Raw genomic sequence first — 19,702 nt, 5'->3', positions numbered from 1 at the left:
AAACTGTCAGGTGGCCACGTGCCGGCCATATTTCTCGGAGCAAACAATCGATTAGTCGACGCTGGCGGATACGCCAAGCCAGGGAAAGCGCCGTGCCGGGCAATCGGCTGATCCGTAGTTTTTCTGTGCAACTGAGCCTTGTGCGGGCCTCGGCTTGCTGAGAACGTTAGGTGTTTCTGCCCGGATGTCTTCGGTCGGGTGACAAGCGGTGGGTGAGTCCCGGGAGCGTGGTGTGAAGTGGTGGAGCAAGGCAGGTCGGCAAGACCCGCAGATCAACGAGCTGAATCTCGCCCTCGAGCGTACCCGCTCACAGCTGCTGGCGTCGGAGCAGCGCGCCAACGAGGCGGAATCGAGGGCCACGGAACTGGCGCGGGAGAACCAGGTGCTCGCCCACCTGGCCGGCAACCTCTCGGCGTTCTCGCACTCCCTGGAAATGACCCAGACTTCGTTCGCCAGCCTCGCCCACAGCATGGAGCAGGAAAGGCAGTACGCCATCCGCATCCAGGGCATCGCTAGCAGCAACCAGGCCAGCATCGACGCGATCGCGACCAACCTCGAGCAATTGGCCGATGCCTCCGGCGAGGCGTCGGAGAAGGTCGGCAGGCTCGATCATCAGGCTCAGCAGGTCGGCGGTGTGCTGGAGATTATCCGCGAGGTGGCGGACCAGACCAACCTGCTCGCTTTGAACGCGGCCATCGAGGCGGCGCGGGCCGGGGACGCAGGGCGCGGTTTCGCCGTGGTGGCCGATGAGGTCAGAACCTTGGCCAGGCGCACGGCGGAAGCCACCGCCGAGATCGGTACGCTGGTCTCGGCCATTCGTGCCGACAGTGCGCAAAGCCGCGGGCATATCGCCAGCCTGGCCGAGCATTCGTCATCGTACAGCGGAGTCGGTCAGTCCGCGGCCAGTACCATGCGCCAGTTGCTGGACATGTCGACGGTGGCCGAAGGTTCGGCATCGGTGTCGGCGCTGCGCAGTTTCTGTGAGCTGGCCAAGCTCGATCACCTGATCTACAAGTTTCGCGTCTACAAGGTGTTGTTCGGGGTCTCGCAGGAGCGCGGCGCGGACTTCACCGACCACACCCGCTGCCGCCTGGGCAAGTGGTATCGCGAGGGGGACGGGGCCCTGCACTATGCGCATCTTGCGGGGTACAAGGACATCGACGCGCCCCACGCCGCGGTACACCGCTGCGCATTCGATGCCATCGATGCCTATGTCAGCGGCGATGCCGCAGCGATGCTCAAGGCCGTAGCTGATATGGAGAGCGCCAGCCTTGCCGTGCAGGAAGGCTTGGAGCGCGTGGTCGCCAGTGGCGAGCAGTCGCCGGCGCTGCTGCAAAGGCGACGCGCCGATGAGGCTCAGTCGCGGTAGAACGTCTGCACCAGGTGGTAACCGAACTTGCTCTTGATCGGCCCGTGGACCACGCGCAGGGGCTTCTTGAAGATCACCTGGTCGATGGCGCCGACCATCTGGCCGGGCCGCACTTCACCCAGATCGCCGCCGCGCTTGCCGGAGGGGCAGGTGGAGAACTTCTTCGCCAGCACGTCGAAGGCCTCGCCGTTGGCGATGCGCTGCTTGAGCTTCTCGGCTTCGTCAGCGGTCTTGACCAGGATGTGGCGGGCTTGGGCTTTCATGGGGTTACCTGTGCTTCGGGGCAAAAGGGCGACATTATGCCTGATGTCGCCCTCAGCGTAACTCCGGGCGGTCGCGGAACTGCTGCAGCGCCTCGGGGTTGCCCAGGGCATCGGTGTTCTTCACCGGCCGGCCATGCACCACGTCGCGGATCGCCAGCTCCACCAGCTTGCCGCTGAGAGTGCGCGGGATGTCGCTGACCTGGACGATCACCGCCGGCACGTGGCGCGGCGTGGTGTATTGGCGAATCACTTGGCGGATACGCAGGCTGAGGGCCTCGTCGAGCTGCAGGCCGTCGCGCAGGCGCACGAACAGCACCACGCGCACATCGTCGTGCCAGTCCTGGCCGATGGCCACGCTTTCCAGCACCTCCTCGACCTTTTCCACCTGGCGGTAGATCTCGGCGGTGCCGATACGCACGCCGCCGGGATTGAGCACGGCGTCGGAGCGGCCATGGATGACCAGCCCGCCGCCAGGCACCTGCTCGGCGTAGTCGCCCTGGCACCAGACACCTTGGAACTGGCTGAAGTACGCGTCATGGTAACGCTGGCCGTCAGTGTCGCCCCAAAAGCCGAGCGGCATCGAGGGGAAGGGATGCACGCAGACCAGCTCGCCTTTCGCGCCGCTGATCGGCTGGCGCCGTTCGTCCCAGACTTCCACCGCCATGCCCAGGCCCTTGCCGGCGATTTCGCCACGGCGCACCGGCAGCAGCGGGTTGCCGGCCACGAAGCAGGCGACGATATCGGTGCCCCCGGACATCGAGGCCAGGCACACGTCGGCCTTTACCTTGGCGTAGACATAGTCGTAGCTGTGGGGCGACAACGGCGAGCCGGTGCAAAGGATCAGGCGCAGGCTGCTCAGGCCATGGGTTTTCGCCGGCTCCACAGCGGCCTGCTCCAGGGCGGCGAGGTACTTGGGGCTGGTGCCGAAGACGCGGATGCCTTCGGCGTCGATCAGGTCGAGCAAACGCTCGGGCCCGGGGTGAAACGGCGAGCCGTCATACAGCACCAAGGTAGCGCCGACCGCCAGCCCGCTGGCCAGCCAGTTCCACATCATCCAGCCACAGGTGGTGTAGTAGAACAGCACATCGTCGGCCTTGAGGTCGTTGTGCAGGCCGTGCTCCTTGAGGTGCTGCAGCAGCACGCCACCGGCGCGGTGGACGATGCACTTGGGCACGCCGGTGGTGCCGCTGGAATACAGAATATACAGCGGATGATCGAAGGGCAGCGCGGCGAAGGTCGGCGTCCCGCCGGGCGTGAAGTAATCGGCCCACAGGGACGTCGGCTTGCCGGTGAACTCATCGGCGCGGGTCTGCGGCCGGGTATGCGGCACCACCAGCAACTGCTCGACGCTCGGTAGCTGGGCCACGACCTGGTTGATCTTCTCGACCTGGTCGATGACCTTCCCGGCATATTGATAACCGGCGCAAACCACCAGCAGCCGAGGGGCGATCTGGCCGAAGCGGTCGATGATGCCGTGGCTGCCGAACTCCGGCGAGCAACTGGACCAGACCGCGCCGAGGCTGGTGGCGGCGAGCATGGCCACCAGGGTTTCCCAAGTGTTGGGCATGACCGCAGCGATACGATCGCCCGGCGCGATCCCGGCCTGACGAAAGGCCTGCTGCAAGCCGGCGACCTGCGCAGCCAGTTGATTGTGGGTGAGGCTGTGGCGGCTGCCGTCCTCGCGCACGGCTATCACGGCCGGGCGGTCGTCGCGGCGCTGCAGCAGATGTTCGGCGAAGTTCAGGGTGGCGCCGCGGAACCAGCGCGCATCGGCCATGTGTTCGCCTTCCTCGAGGATGCTCGACGGCGGCGTGTGCCACTGCACATGGAAGTATTCGGCGAGGGTTTGCCAGAATTGCGGGCGCTGCTCGATGCTCCAGCGGTGCAGCGCGGCGTAGTCATCGAGCTGAAGGTTGAAGCGCCGGTTGACGCGACGACGGAAGGCGTCCATCCGGCTGGCTTCGATCTGGGTGGCGGTGGGGCGCCAGAGTACGTCGTTCATGCCGGGAGTCTCGGTCAGGGCGGAGAGTCTTGTCGCGGTGCGAGCCCGCCCCTGTACAGAAGCGGGCTCGTCTTGTTCCACTCTAGCCTTTACTGGGCGAGCCAGCCGCCATCGACGTTCCAGGCGGCCCCACGGACCTGGCTACCGGCCTCGCTGCACAGGAACAGCACCAGTTCGCCGAGGTGGCGGGGGGTGACGAAGGCCAGCGAGGGCTGCTTCTCGGCCAGCAGGTCGTGTTGCGCCTGCTGGGCATCGCCACCGCTGGCGGCGCGGTCATCGATCTGCTTCTGCACCAGCGGGGTCAGTACCCACCCCGGGCAGATGGCGTTGCAGGTGACGTTGCTGGTGGCGGTCTCCAGGCCGATCACCTTGGTCAGACCGACCACGCCATGCTTGGCGGCGACGTAGGCGGCTTTGCCGGTGGAGCCCACCAGGCCATGCACCGAGGCGATATTGACGATCCGCCCCCAGCCGCGTGTGCGCATGCCTGGCAACACCAGGCGGCTGCCATGGAACACCGCCGAGAGGTTCAGGGCGATGATCTTGTCCCAGGCCTCCAGCGGAAACTGCTCGACCGGCGCCACATGCTGGATGCCGGCATTGTTGACGAGGATGTCGACCGCGCCGAACTCGCGCTCGGCCAGGGCGAACATCTGCTCGATCTGCGCCACGTCGGACAGGTCGGCGGGATGATGGGCGACCTTGACCCCGTACCGCTTGATTTCGGCGATGGCCGCGGCCGGGTCGCCGAAACCATTGAGCAGGATGTCGGCGCCGGCCTCGGCCAGCACCTGGGCGATTCCCAAGCCGATGCCGCTGGTGGAACCGGTGACCAGTGCGGTCTTGCCTTTGAGCGTCATGCCTTTCTCCTTCATACGATGCCGGTGGCGTAGAACGTGGCGATGACCACGAACACGGCCAGGGTCTTGATCAGGGTAATACCGAAAATGTCCTTGTAGGCTTCGCGGTGGGTCAGCCCGGTGACCGCCAGCAAGGTGATCACCGCGCCGTTGTGCGGCAGGGTGTCCATGCCGCCGCTGGCCATGGCGGCGACCCGGTGCAGTACCTCCAGCGGGATGTTGGCGGCGTTGGCGGCGGCGATGAAACTGTCGCTCATGGCTGCCAGGGCGATGCTCATGCCGCCGGAGGCGGAGCCGGTGATACCGGCCAGCAGGGTGACGGTGATGGCTTCGTTGACCAGCGGGTTGGGGATGCCGCGCAGGGCGTCGGCCAGCACCAGGAAGCCAGGCAGCGAGGCGATCACGGCGCCGAAGCCGTATTCCGAGGCCGTGTTCATTGCTGCCAGCAAGGCGCCGCTCACCGCGCTCTTGGTGCCTTCGGCCAGGCGCTGGCGAATGGTGCCGAAGGCGCACACCAGCACCATCAGGATGCCCACCAGCAATGCCGCCTGCACCGCCCAGATCGCCGTCAGCTTGGCCACGTCGCTCTGCACCGGCGCGGCCATGCCCGGCAGTTGCAGGGTGTGGCTGGTGCCGTACCACTGCGGGATCCAGTGGGTGAACAGCAGGTTCATCACGCCTACCAGAAGCAGCGGCGCCAGGGCCAGCCAGGGATTGGGCAGGGCGATGTCGTCGGCGGTCTCCGGTTCGTTGCGCAGGTTGCTGCCATAGCCTTCGCCCTTGCGCTGGGCCTTGTTGCGCTGGCGTTGCAGGTAGAGCATGCCGGCGCTGAACACGAACAACGTGCCGATCAGGCCCAGCCAGGGCGCGGCCCAGGCGGTGGTGTTGAAGAAAGTGCTGGGGATGATGTTCTGGATCTGCGGTGTGCCGGGCAGGGCGTCCATGGTGAAGGAGAACGCGCCCAGGGCGATGGTCGCCGGGATCAGTCGCTTGGGGATGTCGCTCTGGCGGAACATCTCGGCGGCAAACGGATACACCGCGAACACCACCACGAACAGCGACACGCCGCCATAGGTGAGCAGGGCGCAGACCAGCACGATCACCAGCATTGCCTGGCGGGTGCCGAGCAGGCGGATGGCGGCGGCGACGATCGAGCGCGAGAAGCCCGACAGCTCGATCAGCTTGCCGAACACCGCGCCGAGCAGGAACACCGGGAAGTAGAGCTTGATGAAGCCGACCATTTTCTCCATGAACACCCCGGTGAAGGCCGGGGCCACGGCGGCGGGGTCGGTGAGCAGCACCGCGCCGAGGGCGGCGATGGGGGCGAAGAGGATCACGCTGTAGCCGCGGTAGGCAGCGAGCATCAGCAGGGCCAGGGCGGCCAGGGCGATGAGCACGGTCATCCTAAGGGGATCTCCAACTGTTGTTTTTATGGTTGGAATACCATTAGCGGGAATTGTGCCAACTTCTTAAGCTATTGAAATTATTGAGTTTTATTGTTTCTATCAAAATTGGTGTCTCGAATTTGAGAGAGTGGGGCCGCGTTGCGGCCCATCGCCGGCAAGCCGGCTCCCACAGTTGATCGCGGTACGCCCCTGTGGGAGCCGGCTTGCCGGCGATCGAGGGCGCAGCCCTCGCAATGATCTCGGTAGTGAGATGTGCGTCTCTTTATTGAGACTCGATTCCCAGAATCGCCATCTTCTTGTACAGCGTCGACCGTCCCAGGCCCAATGCCTGCGCCGCCTCCGGCACGTTTCCGGCACTGCGCGCCAAGGCATCGACAATCAGTCCTCGCTCGAACTGGGCGCATGCCTGGCGGTAATCCAGTGCTGGTACAGCCAATGCCAGCGGGCTCAACGGCCCCAGCGCGTTCGCCAGGTCATGCACGCCCAGTCGCGGCTGGTCCGCCAGCAAGGTCGCCCGCTCCAGCACGTTGCGCAGCTCACGGATGTTCCCCGGCCAGGCATGGCGCCCCAACAACGCTTGGGCCTCGGCCTCCAGCTCGTACTGGCTGCCCAGTTCGGCGAGGATCGCCTCGCACAGCGCCGGGAGGTCCTCCAGGCGTTCGCGCAGCGGCGGCACCTGTACCGGCAGCACGTTCAGCCGGTAGTACAGGTCGGCGCGGAACGCACCCCGGGCCATGGCCGCCTGCAGGTCGATGGAGGTGGCGGCGATGATCCGTACGTCGCTGCGCAGCATCTGGTTGCTGCCCACCGGCTCGTATTCCTTTTCCTGCAGCACGCGCAGCAGCTTGCTTTGCAGGGTCAGCGGCATGTCGCCGATCTCGTCGAGGAACAGCGTGCCGCCCTCGGCCAGTTGCAGCTTGCCGCTGCGCCCCTTGCGGTCGGCGCCGGTGAAGGCCCCTGGGGCGGTGCCGAAGAACTCGGCTTCGAGCAACGCCTCGGGGATCGCCGCGCTGTTGATGCTGACGAAGGCCTTGTGCGCGCGGGCCGAGGCGGCATGGATGGCGTGGGCCAGCAGTTCCTTGCCGGTGCCGGTCTCGCCCAGCAGCAGCACCGGCGAGTCGCTACCAGCCCCACGCCGGGCGCGGCGCTTGGCCTCGAGGCAGGCGGGGCTGCTGCCGACGAACTGGGCGAAGCTGTAGCGGGCCTGGCGCGCGCGCAGCTGCGAGCGGGTCGAAGCCAGCTCCTGCTGCATGCTGGCGTAGCGCTTGAGCAGAGGCGACAGGCTGCGCAGCTCGTCGAACAGGGCGAAGCCGATGGCGCCGATCAGTGCGCCCTGGTCGTCGTGGATCGGCAGGCGCATCACCACCAGCGGTTCGTTCGGCGTGTCGAGCATGTCCAGCAGGATCGGCTTGCCGTTGCTCACTACCTCGCGCATCAGGCTGCCGGGGATCACCGTCTCGCACGGTTTGCCGATGGCGCTGGCGGCGTCCTCCAGGCCGAAACGGCGGGCATAGCGCTCGTTCATCCAGACGATGCGCGCCTGGCGGTCGACGATCACCGTGCCTTCGCTGGACTGCTCGATGATCTCGAACAGCGAGCGGATGGCCAGTTGGCGGACCTGGGGGTAGTCCTTGAGGTTGTCGTGCATGCATTGGCCTTGGGTTGGACGTGAAGGCCTCATCGCCGGCAAGCCGGCTCCCACAGAGATAGCGCGAACCCTGTGGGAGCCGGCTTGCCGGCGATGAGGCCGGTACAAGCGATCACCGGCGCGGGTCGAACGCCTCGCGCAGCGCATCGCCGATGAATACCAGCAACGACAGGATCAGCGCCAGGGCAAAGAACGCGGTAAAGCCCAGCCACGGCGCCTCGAGGTGCTGCTTGCCCTGGGTCACCAGCTCGCCCAGCGAGGCGCTGCCAGCGGGCATGCCGAAGCCGAGGAAGTCCAGCGCGGTCAGGGTGGTGATCGCCCCGGTGAGCATGAACGGCACGTAGGTCAGGGTCGCGTTGAGGGCGTTGGGCAGGATATGCCGCAGCATCACCTGAGTGTCGGACAGCCCCAGTGCGCGAGCGGCCTTGACGTATTCCAGGTTGCGCCCACGAAGGAACTCGGCGCGCACCACATCCACCAGGGTCAGCCAGGAGAACAGCGCCATGATCCCCAGCAACCACCAGAAATCCGGCTCGACGAACCCCGACAGGATGATCAGCAGGTACAGCACCGGCAACCCCGACCACACCTCCAGCAGGCGCTGGCCGAGCAGGTCGACCCAGCCGCCGTGGTAGCCCTGCAGGGCGCCGGCCGTGACGCCGATCAGCACGCTGAGCAGGGTCAGGGCGAAGGCGAACAGCAGCGACACCCGCGTGCCGTACAGCACCCGCGCCAGCACGTCGCGGCCCTGGTCGTCGGTACCAAGCCAGTTGCTCGTGCTGGGCGGGCTGGGGGTAGGCACCTGCAGGTCGTAGTTGGGCGTGTCGGCGCTGAACGGGATCGGCGCGAAGAGCATCCAGCCGCCCTGGCCCTCGATCAGCTGGCGCACGTATTGGCTGCGGTAGTCGGGCTGGAACGGCAGTTGCCCGCCGAACTGCTGCTCGGTGTAGCGCTTGAGCGCCGGGGTGTACAGCTCGCCCTGGTAGCCGAGCAGCAAGGGTTTGTCATTGGCCACCAGTTCCGCGCCCAGGCTCAGCAGCAACAGCGCGGCGAACAGCCATAGCGAAACCCAGCCGCGGCGGTTGTCGCGAAAGCGGCGCAGGCGGCGCCGGGCGATGGGCGAGAACATCAGTGGCCCGTCGCGTCGAAGTCGATGCGCGGGTCGAGCACCGTGTAGCACAGGTCGCCCAGCAGGCGGATCAGCAGCCCGGCCAGGGTGAAGATGAACAGGGTGCCGAACACCACCGGGTAGTCCCGCGACACCGCCGCCTCGTAGCTCATGCGCCCCAGACCGTCGAGGGAGAAGATCACCTCGATCAGCAGGGAGCCGGCGAAGAACACCGTGATCAGCGCCTGGGGCAGGCCGGCCACCACCAGCAACATGGCGTTGCGCAGCACATGGCCGTACAACACGCGACGTTCGCTCAGGCCCTTGGCGCGGGCAGTGACCACGTACTGGCGGGCGATCTCGTCGAGGAAGGCGTTCTTGGTCAACAAGGTCAGGGTGGCGAAGCCGCCGATCACCAGGGCGCCGACCGGCAGCACCAGGTGCCAGAAGTAGTCGGCGACCTTGCCCAGCAGGCTGAGCTGCTCGAAGTCGTCGGAGACCAGGCCACGTACCGGGAACCAGTTGAGCGAGGTGCCGCCGGCGAACAGCACGATCAGCAGCAGGGCGAACAGGAACGAGGGCAGGGCGTAGCCGATCACGATCAGCGCGCTGCTCCAGGCATCGAAGCGGCTGCCATGACGCACCGCCTTGCGGATACCCAGCGGGATCGACACCAGGTAGGTGATCAGCGTGGCCCAGAAGCCCAGCGACAGGGTCACCGGCAGTTTTTCCACGATCAAATCGGTGACCTTGGCGCCGCGGAAGAAGCTCTGGCCGAAGTCCAGCCGGGCGTACTGGCCGAGCATCAGCCACAGCCGTTCCGGGGCGGACTTGTCGAAACCGTACTGGCGCTTGATCTCTTCTATCAGCTTGGGGTCCAGGCCACGGGTGGCGCGGGATTCGCCCTGCACCGCCTCGACCTGTGCGCCCGGCGCGCCGCCACCGATGCCCTGCAGGCGGGCCACGGCCTGTTCCACCGGGCCGCCGGGGGCTGCTTGGACGATGGCGAAGTTGACCAGCAGGATCGCCAGCAGGGTCGGAATGATCAGCAGCAGGCGGCGCAGGATATAGGTGGTCATGGCGCGCTCCCCTGGCGCTCGGCCATCTGCTGGGTGGTCAGAGCCCGTGGGCTGACTTCCCACCAGGTGTCCAGGCCTTCGTCATAGGTGGCCTGTACCTTGGGCAGGCCGAAGCGGTTCCACCACACCGTCGAGCTGCCAGGCGGGTAGTAGTTGGGGATCCAGTAGTAGTTCCATTGCAGCACCCGGTCCAGGGCGCGGGCGTGGCGCAGCATGTCGGCCTGGCTTGAAGCGCGCACCAGGCCGTCGAGCAGGCGATCCACTGCCGGATCCTTGAGCACCATCAGGTTGTTCGAGCCGGGATCGTTCGCCGCTGCGGAACCGAAGTAGTTGTACTGCTCGCTGCCTGGCGACAGGGTCACCGGGTAGCCGGTGACGATCATGTCGTAGTCGCGGGCCATCACGCGATTGACGTACTGGGCCGAGTCGACGTTGCGGATGTTCAGCTCGACGCCGATCTGCGCCAGGTTGCGCTTCCACGGCAGCAGCAGGCGCTCCATGCCCGACTGGCCATTGAGGAAGGTGAAGCTCAGCGGCTGGCCCTGGGCGTTGACCAGCCGATCGCCCTGGGGATGCCAGCCGGCGTCCTGCAGCAAGGCCAAGGCCTGCAGTTGCTGTTGGCGAATGATGCCGGAGCCATCGGTGACCGGCGCACTGAACACCTGGCTGAACACTTCATCCGGCACCTGGCCGCGCAACGGCTCGAGCAGCTTGAGCTCCTCGGCGTCGGGCAGGGCGCGGGCGGCCAGTGGCGTGTTGGCGTACAGGCTCTGCTGGCGGATGTACAGGTTGCGCATCATCTGCCGGTTGCTCCACTCGAAATCCCAGAGCATGCCCAGGGCCTGGCGCACGCGGCGGTCCTTGAACTGCGGCTGGTCCAGGTTGAACACGAAGCCCTGGGCGATCTGCGGCTTGGCCGGGCCCAGGTGGGCACGGCGCAGGCGCCCGTCATCCAGCGCCGCGCCGTTGTAGCCGAGGGTGTAGGCGGTGGCGGAGTACTCGCGGTTGTAGTCGTAGCCACCGCCCTTGAGTACCTGGCGGGCCACTTCGGTGTCGCCGAAGAATTCGACGCTGATGCGGGCGAAGTTGTACAGCCCGCGGGCGACCGGCAGGTCCCGCGCCCACCAGTTCGCATCGCGCTCGAAGGTGATGCTGCGGCCGTTGTCGATCCTGCCGATGCGATAGGGGCCGCTGCCCACGGGCTTGTCGAAGCCGGCGCCGTTGGCGAAGTCGCGCTGGCGCCAGTCATGCTCGGGCAGCACCGGCAGGCCGGCCAGCTCCAGCGGCAGGGTGCGGCCATGGGGCTGCTTGAAGTCGAAGCGCACCTGGCGCGGGCCTTCGACGGTGACCCCGGCCACTTCGGCGAACTGGGTACGGTACTTGAGGCTGCCTTGGCTCATCAGACGCTCGTAGCTGAAGCGTACGTCCTCGGCGCGCACCGGCTTGCCGTCGGCAAAGGTGGCGCGCGGGTCGAGGTAGAAGCGCAACCAGGCGTCGTCGGGGCCGCGCTCCAGGCGCTGGGCGATCAGGCCGTAGACGGTGTAGGGCTCGTCGAGCGAACGCACGGCCAGCGGCGCGTACAGCCAGCCATCGACCTGGCTGACGCCGATGCCTTTGTCGATGTAGGGCAGGATATGGTCGAACTGGCCGATCTCGATGGCCGAGCGGCGTAGGCTACCGCCCTTGGGGGCGTCGGGGTTGACGTAGTCGAAGTGGTGGAATTTCGCGGGGTAGCGGGGGGCTTCACCGTAGACGGTGATGGCGTGGGTGGGGGCGGCCTGTAGTGAAAACGGCAGGATCAGGCACACGCAACTTGCAGCCACACAGCGCATGATCATGTCGAAACGGCTTTTGTGCGAGCGGGGCAAGCCCGCTCCCACAACGATCGCTCCTACAGGAACGAGCACGGCAATGCCGGATCAGTCCTGGCGGCTGGTCACTTCCAGCAGGTGGTAGCCGAACTGGGTCTTCACCGGACCCTGGACGACGTTCAGCGGCGCGCTGAAGACCACGGTGTCGAACTCGCGAACCATCTGGCCTGGGCCGAACGAGCCCAGGTCGCCGCCCTGGCGGCTGGATGGGCAGGTGGAGTTGGCCTTGGCGACTTCGGCGAAGTCGGCGCCAGCTTCGATCTGCGCTTTGAGTTCGTTGCACTTGTCTTCGCTGGCAACCAGGATGTGGCGGGCGGTGGCTCGGGCCATGGGTACTGCTCCTTGGGGGGAAAAGGGCAAGCCTAGCGCACTTGTCTGGGACATGTCTCGCAAGGCTTGCGTATTGCTCCTACAGGCACTCAGCCGCCTTGCGCAGCATCGCTTCGGTCGCGTCCCAGCCCAGGCAGCCGTCGGTGATCGACACGCCGTACTTCAGCGCGCCCTTGCCGAGGGCCTGGCAGCCGTCGAACAGGTGGCCCTCGAGCATCACCCCGACCAGCGAGCGGTCACCGGCCAGGCGCTGGGCCAGCACGTCCTCGAATACCGCCGGCTGGCGCGCCGGATCCTTGCCGCTGTTGGCATGGCTGCAGTCGACCATGATGCGTGGCGCAAGACCGGCCTTGGCCAGGCCCTGGCGCGCCAGGGCGATGCTCTGGGCGTCGTAGTTCGGGCCCTTGTGTCCGCCGCGCAACACCAGGTGGGTGTCGGGATTGCCCAGGGTCTCGATGATCGCCGGGTGGCCCTGCGCGTCCATGCCGAAGTGGCGGTGCGAGTGGGCGGCGCTGCGCATGGCGTCGCAGGCGATGCCGATACCGCCGTCGGTGCCGTTCTTGAAGCCGACCGGCAGCTCGAGGCCACTGACCATTTCGCGGTGGATCTGCGACTCGGTGGTGCGCGCGCCGATGGCGGCCCAGCCCAGCAGGTCGTCGAAGTAGCCGGCGGCCATCGGCTGCAGCAGCTCGGTGGCGATCGGCAGGCCGCGTTCGAGCATGCCCAGCATCAGGCCACGGGACAGGGCGATGCCGGCGTGCATGTCGTCGCTGCCATCGAGGTGCGGATCGTAGGCCAGGCCTTTCCAGCCCACGGTGGTGCGCGGTTTTTCCACGTAGGCGCGCATCACCAGCAGCAGCTTGTCGTCGACCTCGCGGCTGAGCGCGGCGAGGCGGTCGGCGTACTCGAGGGCCGAGCGCGGGTCATGGATCGAGCAGGGGCCGACCACCACCAGCAGGCGTTCGTCGCGGCCTTCGAGAATGGCGCGGATCGCTTGGCGTTGGGCGTGGACTTGCTGGGTGAGTTCGCTGGACAGCGGCATCTGCTGCTTGAGCAGGTGCGGGCTGGGCAGGCGCTGGCTGACGTTGGTGTTGGCAGCGTGCGGCTGGGTCAGGGGCAGGGCGAGGTTCGAGGCTTGCATGGCGTTTGTTCCCTGGGCGGACGGCGGGTTCTGGCCCGCGCGGTCGGCCCTATCGAGGTGTTCGACTGATCGTCAAATGGGGTGTCTGTGCGGCATTGCCACCGGAAATCGACCGAACGGAGGCGGCAGGCTGGCCCGAACGGAACTGGCTAAATCGCCATGCATAGGTGCGGTAGTAGGTGGTGTGGTTCATGACGCTGTCCTCAAGGTGATCGGTATGTTTCGTGGGCCCGGAAAAGCAAAACCCCCGGTCGGGGAGCCGACCGGGGGTTTGAGTATTCTCATGTTCGGCGGCCCCTCGAAGGTGGGCGCCGGATGGGTAATCGGCGCCTAGTGGCTAAACCAATACCCAAAATAAAAGCTGGCAACGGCGTTACGACCGGCAACGGCCAGCACGCGGTGCGCGGAGCGACCGGTGTGGTTGGCGTGGTTGCGGGTTTGTTTCGACATGTTGCTCTCCAGTGATTGCGACCGAGCTTACTGCACCTTTGCGTTGGCGTTCAATCACTAAATGCTATCGGAGTGATTGCCTGTTTCTTGTAGGCGTCAGCTTGTCGTGGCACCGGAAAACTGCGTAGCCCTTGCGCGGTAGGCCCTGATCCGGGGTCATCAATGGGTGATATCCCCCGGTTTCCCCACTCTCCATCGCTTAACTAATTGAAATTCATCAGTTAATTAACTGGCACGGCACTTGCTGACCTCCACGCAGTATCCCTGTGTCCCCGGAGGTGCCCCATGTCGACTCCTCGCAAAGGCCCGGTCCTGTCCACCTTCCTGCTGGTCCTGCTGGGCTGGCAGGTATCCAGCGAGGCCGCCGTGCAGTGCCAGCGCACGCTGGTGGCCAACGTGGTGGCACTGGATCAGCCACTGATGTTCAACCGCCTCGGCGCGCAGAACGCCAACGGCATGATGTTCGCCCTGCGCCAGGACGTGGTGGACGAGCATCGCGTGCCCCTGAGCAAGGGCGGTGCGGCGGTGCCGGGCAAGGTCACCCTGCGCCCGGACAAGCGCCCGCGGCCGATCGTGCTGCGGGTGGCGGCGGGGGACTGCCTGACAGTCAACCTGAGCAACCTGCTGGCCTACCAGGCCAACCCCAACAAGCACGGCATCGATCACGACGAGACCGAAGTCGAAGGCGAGGAAGAAGAGGGCGCCGAGGTCGAGAACGAGGGCAACGAGCACTTCGTCGCTGACGAGCAGGTCACCGACCGCCATGTGGGCTTCCAGGTCAACGGCCTGCAGGCGGTCAACAGCATCGGTGATATCGCCGCCAACACCGGGCGCAACGGCAACTTCCTGGTCGCCCCGGGCGGCACCCGCAGCTACACCTTGTACGCCGAGCGTGAAGGCGCCTTCGCCGTTACCAGCCAGGGTGCGACCTTCGGCGGGCAGGGTGGCGGCGGCAACGTCGCCAACGGCCTGTTCGGCCAGGTGGTGGTGGTGCCCAAGGCCGGGCGTACCTACCGCAACACCCTGACCGAAGAGGAGATGCGCCTGGCCACCACCGGCCGCACCGCAACCGGTCAGCCGGTGATCGACTACCAGGCGCGCTACCCCAACGTCGAACCGTGGATCGCCGAGGGCAAGGCCGGCAAGCCGATCATCGCCATGGTCGATGGCAACGAGATCCAGAGCAGCGAGACCGACGCCATCGTCATGGGCCCCAACCCGGACGGCAGCTTCCCGGCCAACACCTATCCGCTGGAAAGCGTCGGCAAGCGCAACCCGGCGCTGCCCAATCGCCTGGAAGCCTTCCGCGACTTCGCCTCGCAGTTCGCCGACGAGGTTGCCGCCACCCAGGCCTTCCCCGGCTACTGGGCCGACCCGGTCATGGGCCACGTGCTGGAGCCGACCCGCGACTCGTTCATGATCAACTACGGCTCCGGCGGCATGGGCGCCGAGGTGGTGGCCAACCGCCTTGGCGTGGGGCCGATGCATGACTGCCTGTCGTGCGCCTACGAGGAATTTTTCCTCAGTGCCCACACTGTCGGTGATATCGGCACCCTGGTGGATATCCCGGCCAACGTCGGGCTGGAGAACATCCGTCCGGGCGAAACGCCGCCGGCCAGCGCCACCGGGGTCAAGGCGAGCATGGCCCTGTATCCGGCGGAACCGGCCAACGTGCACCACAGCTACATCGGTGACTTCACCAAGTTCCGCAACACCCACAATGGGCACGAGCAGCACATCTTCCACCTGCACGGGCACCAGTGGCTGTTCAACCCCAACGATGACAACTCCGACTACATCGACGCCCAGGGCATCGGCCCGGGCGTGGGCTACACCTACGAAATCGCCAACGGCGGTTCCGGCAACCGCAACCGCGTAGCCGGCGACGCCATCTACCACTGTCATTTCTATCCGCACTTCGCCCAGGGCATGTGGGCCATGTGGCGGGTACACGATGTGTTCGAACCGGGCACCCGCCTTGAGGTCAGCGGCAAGGGCGAGAACGGCTTCCACACCACACCGTTCGCCCTGCGCAATGGCAAGCCCGCCCCAGGCGCCCGGGCGCTGCCCGACGGCGAGATCATCGCCGGCACGCCGATCCCGGCCATCGTGCCGTTGCCGGGCAAGGCCATGGCGCCGATGCCGGGCAAGGTCACAGTGGTGCCCAAGCTGGCCGAAACCCTGGTCGCCGAACATGACGAAGAAGAAGAGGAGGGCGACGATCACCCCGACGAGCCCGCCACGCCGCGTGCGGTTGGCTCCCTCGCGTTGGTCGATCGCAGCGAGACCAATCGCAACGCCGACGGCAGCCTGAAAAACCCCGGCTACCCGTTCTGGATCGGCGGCATGGAAAGCAGCGTCGGCCAGCGTCCACCGACCCCGCCGCTGGACATGCTCGACCCGGCCCTGGCCCGGCAGCTCAAGGACAGTGGCAAGGCGCTGTGGGCCAACCTCGACCCCAACCAGGTCGACGGCTGGGACGGCGGCCTTGGCCGGCACACCCTCGACGGCGTGTCTGCCGGTGGCGACGCCGTGACCACCACCACCAAGCTGGACTTCTCCAAGGTGGTACACAAGGCCAAGCCGATCTACCTGCCCGAAGAGGGCACCGAGGTCGAACAGGCAGCCATGCAGTTCCACGCCAAGGCCGAGCATCCCAGCTTCGCCCTGATTCCCGGCAGCGCGCCGGTGGCCAAGGCCTTCCGCACCAACGGCGCCTTGCCGACAGCGGGCGCGCCTTACTACGAGCCGTGCATGGACGATCGTGGCAAGCGTCTGACACAAGGCTCCGGGGTGGGCGAATTCTTCAGCGGCGAAAACCTCACCGGCATGAGTTTCCGCGGTTCGTCCACCTTCACCGCCGACCGCCCGCGCATCTACAAGGCGGCCAATATCCAGTTCGACGCGGTGTACAACAAGGTCGGCTACCACTTCCCGCAGGCGCGCATCCTCGCCCTGTGGGAAGACGCCTGGCCGGTGATCACCAAGCAGCGCCCGCCGGAGCCCTTGGTGATGCGCATGAACACCTTCGACTGCACCCAGTACGTGCATACCAACCTGATCCCGTCGTTCTACGAGATGGACGACTACCAGGTACGCACCCCGACCGACGTGATCGGCCAGCATATCCACCTGCCCAAATGGGACCTGACCGCCGCCGACGGCTCGGCCAACGGCTGGAACTACGAAGACGGCATCCTCTCGCCCGGCAGCGTGGTCGAGCGCGTGCATGCCATCCGCAGCTTCAACAACTGCACCGAAGGCGATACCCGCGACGGCACCGCCGCCTGCCCGAAAGCCAAGCAGCATCCGTACTTCGGACGCTTCGGCCGGGCCGACTGGCTCGGCGCGCGCAGCGCGATGCAACGCTGGTTCGCCGACCCCCTGGTGAACGTGCACAACGTCGACCGTGGCCTGGGCACCATCTTCACCCATGACCACCTCGGCCCATCGACCCACCAGCAGCTCGGGCTGTACGCCACCGTGCTGGCCGAGCCCGCAGGCTCTACCTGGTACCACGCCGAGACCGGCGAACAGCTGTACAACCCGGCGACCCGCCAGGATGGCGGCCCGACCTCGTGGCAGGCGGTGATCCAGACCGGCGACCACGACGGCGATGGCAAGAACGACAGCTACCGCGAGTTCTTCCTCGAGTACAGCGACTTCCAGCATGCCTATGAAGCCGGCGTGTATGTCGGCGCCGGCCCCAATGGCGTGCCGGACGGCCAGGCCTATCCGGCCACCGCCGACAGCTTCCGCTACGCCATCAACCCGCCCGTGCGGCAAAAGGCCTCGACGCTGCTCGAATCGGTGGTCGAATCCCGGGGCGGGCTGAGCCCAGGCTGCCCGACCCGGCCATGCCCGCAGGCGATCTCGGTGGATGACCCCGGCATGTTCGTCGTCAACTACCGCAACGAACCGCTGGCCCTGCGCGTGTTCGACCCGAACAAGGTCGCCCCGGACGGTAAGCGCGGCATGCAGGCCGACGGCCTCGGCGGTGACCTGGCCTACGCCATGCAGAGCCGCACCGACCGCGCCATCCCGGCGATGAACCTGGCGCCTTCGGCGATCACCCAGGCCACCGGCCCCACCGGCGGCACCACGCTGTTCCCGCCGCATGTCAACAAGGGCAGCGAGCCGGGTGACCCGTTCACACCGCTGCTGCGCACCTATTCCGGTGACAACGTGCGCCTGCGCATGCATGCCGGCGGCCATGAGGAGGAACACAACGTCACCCTGCACGGCGTGAAATGGCTGCAGAACGGCTCAGGCTTCGGCAACAGCTCCAACTCGGGGTGGAAGTCGTCGCAGATGGTGGGCATCTCCGAGCAGCTCGGGTTCATGGCGCCGGTGTCGATGATTTCCAGCTCCGCCGCCACCAACGGCGACTACCTGTACTCGCTGGACGCAGCGCTGGAAGGCTACTGGAACGGCATCTGGGGCATCATGCGCAACTACACTGCGCAACGCGCCGACCTGTTCGCCCTGCCGAACAATCCGCAGCCGGTGGCCATGCGCAATACCGTCAATTTCGACGGCATCTGCCCGAAGACCACGGCCAACGCCAATGGCATCGGCACGCGGCCGACGGTCAAGCGCAGCTACGAGATCGTCGCGGCCCTGGCCAACGACATTCTCGAGAACCGCCACGGGGTCAGCATCAACGACCCGGCCGGTATCGGCCAGCACGTCGGTGGCGCGCTCAAGGCCAATGGCGGCACCCTGGTGTTCAACAGCCGCAAGGTCGATATCCCCATGGCCACGGTCACCGACGAGGAGGATGGCGCGACCTTCACCGTCGGCGGGCACAGCTCGCCGCTGCACGACCCGACCGCGGTGCTCTACGTGCGCAAGGCCGACCTCGACGCGAGCACCGGCAAGCTCAAGGCCGGCGTGCCGGTCGAGCCGCTGGTGCTGCGCGCCAACGCCGGTGACTGCATCAGTATCACCCTGGAGAACCGCCTGCCGCTGATGATGCCCGACCTGCCCAGCAGCGCGGTGATGCAGAACGTGGTCAAGCGCGACCGCGCCGGCGGCGAGGGCTCCACGGCGTTCAACAACAACCTGATGCGCCCGTCCAGCCACGTCGGCCTGCATGCGCAACTGCTGGCCTACGACATCACCAAGTCGGACGGCGTCAACGTCGGCCTCAACCCGGTGCAGACCGTGCCGCCGCGCACCGGCAGCAGCGGCGCCTACCCGAACCGGGTGTACCAGTACTACGCCGGGCACCTGGAGCGTGAAGGCAAGCCGGTGCTGCAACTGGGCCGCACCGTGGACAACATCAACACCACGGCCATCGAGTTCGGCGGCCTCAACCTGACCCCGGCGGATGTCATCAAGCAGCCGCAGAAAGGCCTGGTGGGCGCCATGAGTGTGTTGCCGCAAAGCGCGACCTGGACCGAGGACACTGCCAGCCGCGCCCAGGCCACGGTGAAGGTCAGCGGCCAGCCCGACTACCGCGACTTTGTCACCGTGTGGCAGCGCTCGCTGAACATGCGCTGGGCCGATGGCCGGCCGGTGGAGGGCATCGCCACCGAGGGCAACGGCGTGCCCGGCGATCCGAAGGACAACGGCAACATGGCGATGAACTACAAGACCGAGCCGCTGTGGCTGCGCTTCGGCCTGGCGCCGGACGCGCCGTTCGGCCATGCCGATGGCTTCGGCTTCGCCGACGTGCCCAACGCCCACATGGCCTACAGCAATGCCCTGGTCGGCGGCGATCCGCAGACCCCGGTGCTCTGGGCCAAGCCCGGCCAGCCGGCGCGCAGCCACGTACTGATGCCCAGCGGTGGTAGCCGCGGCATCACCTACCAGCTCGATGGGCACCTGTGGCCGCTGCACAACTACCAGGCCGAGAAGAGCGATGTGCAGGGCTACCCCATGGGCCTGCCGGGCATCGGCTCGGTGCGCTACGGCTACAACCCGATGGCGATGTACGTGGGCGCGCAGGAAAGCGTGCTGCCGGCGGCGCACTTCAGCTTCATGCTGCCCAGTGCCGGGGGCGCCAACGCCGTGCCGGGGGACTACCTGTTCCGCGACTATGCGGCGTACGGCAATGCCTCGGGGCTGTGGGGGATCCTGCGGGTGACCAACGAGCCACCGCCGGCGGTGGCGCCTGCGCAGTGAAGGGGGCCTGGCGGCCTGACCGGTAAGTGGGGAGAAGGCCGCCAGG

Annotated in this window: 12 protein-coding genes and 1 pseudogene; 3 read left to right on the top strand and 10 right to left on the bottom strand. The window is 66.6% G+C overall.

All coding sequences use genetic code 11. From position 1 onward, the window contains the following. Window positions 1-634: 634 nt before the first annotated feature. Window positions 635-874 (top strand): annotated as a pseudogene (locus KSS90_RS25895) (methyl-accepting chemotaxis protein); the annotation flags it as partial. A gap of 36 nt (window positions 875-910) precedes the next feature. Continuing rightward, a complete protein-coding gene (locus tag KSS90_RS25890) occupies window positions 911-1,369 on the top strand; it encodes a CZB domain-containing protein (protein WP_437180090.1) in 459 nt (152 codons plus the stop codon). Here KSS90_RS25890 and KSS90_RS13405 read toward each other — a convergent pair. The 10 genes from KSS90_RS13405 to KSS90_RS13360 all read right to left on the bottom strand — a co-directional run bounded on the left by KSS90_RS13405 (window position 1,357) and on the right by KSS90_RS13360 (window position 13,077). Further along, entirely contained in the window at window positions 1,357-1,632 is a 276-nt protein-coding gene (locus KSS90_RS13405; protein ID WP_009686637.1) for a peptidylprolyl isomerase, read from the bottom strand. The genes KSS90_RS25890 and KSS90_RS13405 overlap by 13 nt on opposite strands. Before the next feature lie 52 nt (window positions 1,633-1,684). Continuing rightward, window positions 1,685-3,634, bottom strand: a complete 1,950-nt coding sequence (locus tag KSS90_RS13400) for an acetoacetate--CoA ligase (protein ID WP_217865933.1) — start codon at window positions 3,632-3,634, stop codon at window positions 1,685-1,687. 89 nt (window positions 3,635-3,723) lie between these two features. Next, a complete protein-coding gene (gene hbdH, locus KSS90_RS13395) occupies window positions 3,724-4,494 on the bottom strand; it encodes a 3-hydroxybutyrate dehydrogenase (RefSeq protein ID WP_217865932.1) in 771 nt (256 codons plus the stop codon). 11 nt (window positions 4,495-4,505) lie between these two features. Next, window positions 4,506-5,897, bottom strand: coding sequence for a GntP family permease (locus KSS90_RS13390; protein ID WP_046855518.1), 1,392 nt, complete (start codon window positions 5,895-5,897; stop codon window positions 4,506-4,508). A gap of 265 nt (window positions 5,898-6,162) precedes the next feature. Then, window positions 6,163-7,548, bottom strand: coding sequence for a sigma-54 interaction domain-containing protein (locus KSS90_RS13385; RefSeq protein ID WP_217865931.1), 1,386 nt, complete (start codon window positions 7,546-7,548; stop codon window positions 6,163-6,165). 112 nt (window positions 7,549-7,660) lie between these two features. Then, window positions 7,661-8,677 carry an ABC transporter permease gene (locus tag KSS90_RS13380; protein WP_217865930.1) on the bottom strand — a complete coding sequence of 339 codons (1,017 nt, stop codon included), beginning with the start codon at window positions 8,675-8,677 and terminating at the stop codon, window positions 7,661-7,663. Continuing rightward, window positions 8,677-9,735, bottom strand: coding sequence for a microcin C ABC transporter permease YejB (locus KSS90_RS13375; RefSeq protein WP_217865929.1), 1,059 nt, complete (start codon window positions 9,733-9,735; stop codon window positions 8,677-8,679). The genes KSS90_RS13380 and KSS90_RS13375 overlap by 1 nt, the downstream gene beginning before the upstream one ends. After that, window positions 9,732-11,573, bottom strand: a complete 1,842-nt coding sequence (locus KSS90_RS13370) for an extracellular solute-binding protein (protein ID WP_437180031.1) — start codon at window positions 11,571-11,573, stop codon at window positions 9,732-9,734. Before KSS90_RS13370 ends, KSS90_RS13375 begins: the two co-directional genes overlap by 4 nt. Window positions 11,574-11,654: 81 nt before the next feature. Beyond that, entirely contained in the window at window positions 11,655-11,936 is a 282-nt protein-coding gene (locus KSS90_RS13365; RefSeq protein ID WP_094009975.1) for a peptidylprolyl isomerase, read from the bottom strand. Between the two features lie 79 nt (window positions 11,937-12,015). After that, window positions 12,016-13,077: a 3-deoxy-7-phosphoheptulonate synthase gene (locus tag KSS90_RS13360; RefSeq protein WP_217865928.1), complete on the bottom strand. Its 1,062-nt coding sequence runs from the start codon at window positions 13,075-13,077 to the stop codon at window positions 12,016-12,018. Window positions 13,078-13,812: 735 nt separating this feature from the next. Here KSS90_RS13360 and mnxG point away from each other — a divergent pair. Continuing rightward, window positions 13,813-19,656 carry a manganese-oxidizing multicopper oxidase MnxG gene (gene mnxG, locus KSS90_RS13355; protein WP_217865927.1) on the top strand — a complete coding sequence of 1,948 codons (5,844 nt, stop codon included), beginning with the start codon at window positions 13,813-13,815 and terminating at the stop codon, window positions 19,654-19,656. Window positions 19,657-19,702 lie beyond the last annotated feature (46 nt).

It is taken from the genome of Pseudomonas maumuensis (assembly GCF_019139675.1).
Classification (GTDB): domain Bacteria; phylum Pseudomonadota; class Gammaproteobacteria; order Pseudomonadales; family Pseudomonadaceae; genus Aquipseudomonas; species Aquipseudomonas maumuensis.
Note: the sequence above shows the minus strand (reverse complement) of the source record. Positions and strands in the feature narration are given on the sequence as shown.

What these genes read in the sequence shown, in the direction of transcription:
- KSS90_RS25890 (WP_437180090.1), top strand. Translation starts at nt 911, where the DNA reads ATGCGCCAGTTGCTGGACATGTCGACGGTGGCCGAAGGTTCGGCATCG.
- KSS90_RS13360 (WP_217865928.1), bottom strand. Translation starts at nt 13,077, where the DNA reads ATGCAAGCCTCGAACCTCGCCCTGCCCCTGACCCAGCCGCACGCTGCC.
- KSS90_RS13365 (WP_094009975.1), bottom strand. Translation starts at nt 11,936, where the DNA reads ATGGCCCGAGCCACCGCCCGCCACATCCTGGTTGCCAGCGAAGACAAG.
- KSS90_RS13405 (WP_009686637.1), bottom strand. Translation starts at nt 1,632, where the DNA reads ATGAAAGCCCAAGCCCGCCACATCCTGGTCAAGACCGCTGACGAAGCC.
- KSS90_RS13390 (WP_046855518.1), bottom strand. Translation starts at nt 5,897, where the DNA reads ATGACCGTGCTCATCGCCCTGGCCGCCCTGGCCCTGCTGATGCTCGCT.
- KSS90_RS13400 (WP_217865933.1), bottom strand. Translation starts at nt 3,634, where the DNA reads ATGAACGACGTACTCTGGCGCCCCACCGCCACCCAGATCGAAGCCAGC.
- KSS90_RS13370 (WP_437180031.1), bottom strand. Translation starts at nt 11,573, where the DNA reads ATGATCATGCGCTGTGTGGCTGCAAGTTGCGTGTGCCTGATCCTGCCG.
- KSS90_RS13375 (WP_217865929.1), bottom strand. Translation starts at nt 9,735, where the DNA reads ATGACCACCTATATCCTGCGCCGCCTGCTGCTGATCATTCCGACCCTG.
- hbdH (WP_217865932.1), bottom strand. Translation starts at nt 4,494, where the DNA reads ATGACGCTCAAAGGCAAGACCGCACTGGTCACCGGTTCCACCAGCGGC.
- mnxG (WP_217865927.1), top strand. Translation starts at nt 13,813, where the DNA reads ATGTCGACTCCTCGCAAAGGCCCGGTCCTGTCCACCTTCCTGCTGGTC.
- KSS90_RS13380 (WP_217865930.1), bottom strand. Translation starts at nt 8,677, where the DNA reads ATGTTCTCGCCCATCGCCCGGCGCCGCCTGCGCCGCTTTCGCGACAAC.
- KSS90_RS13385 (WP_217865931.1), bottom strand. Translation starts at nt 7,548, where the DNA reads ATGCACGACAACCTCAAGGACTACCCCCAGGTCCGCCAACTGGCCATC.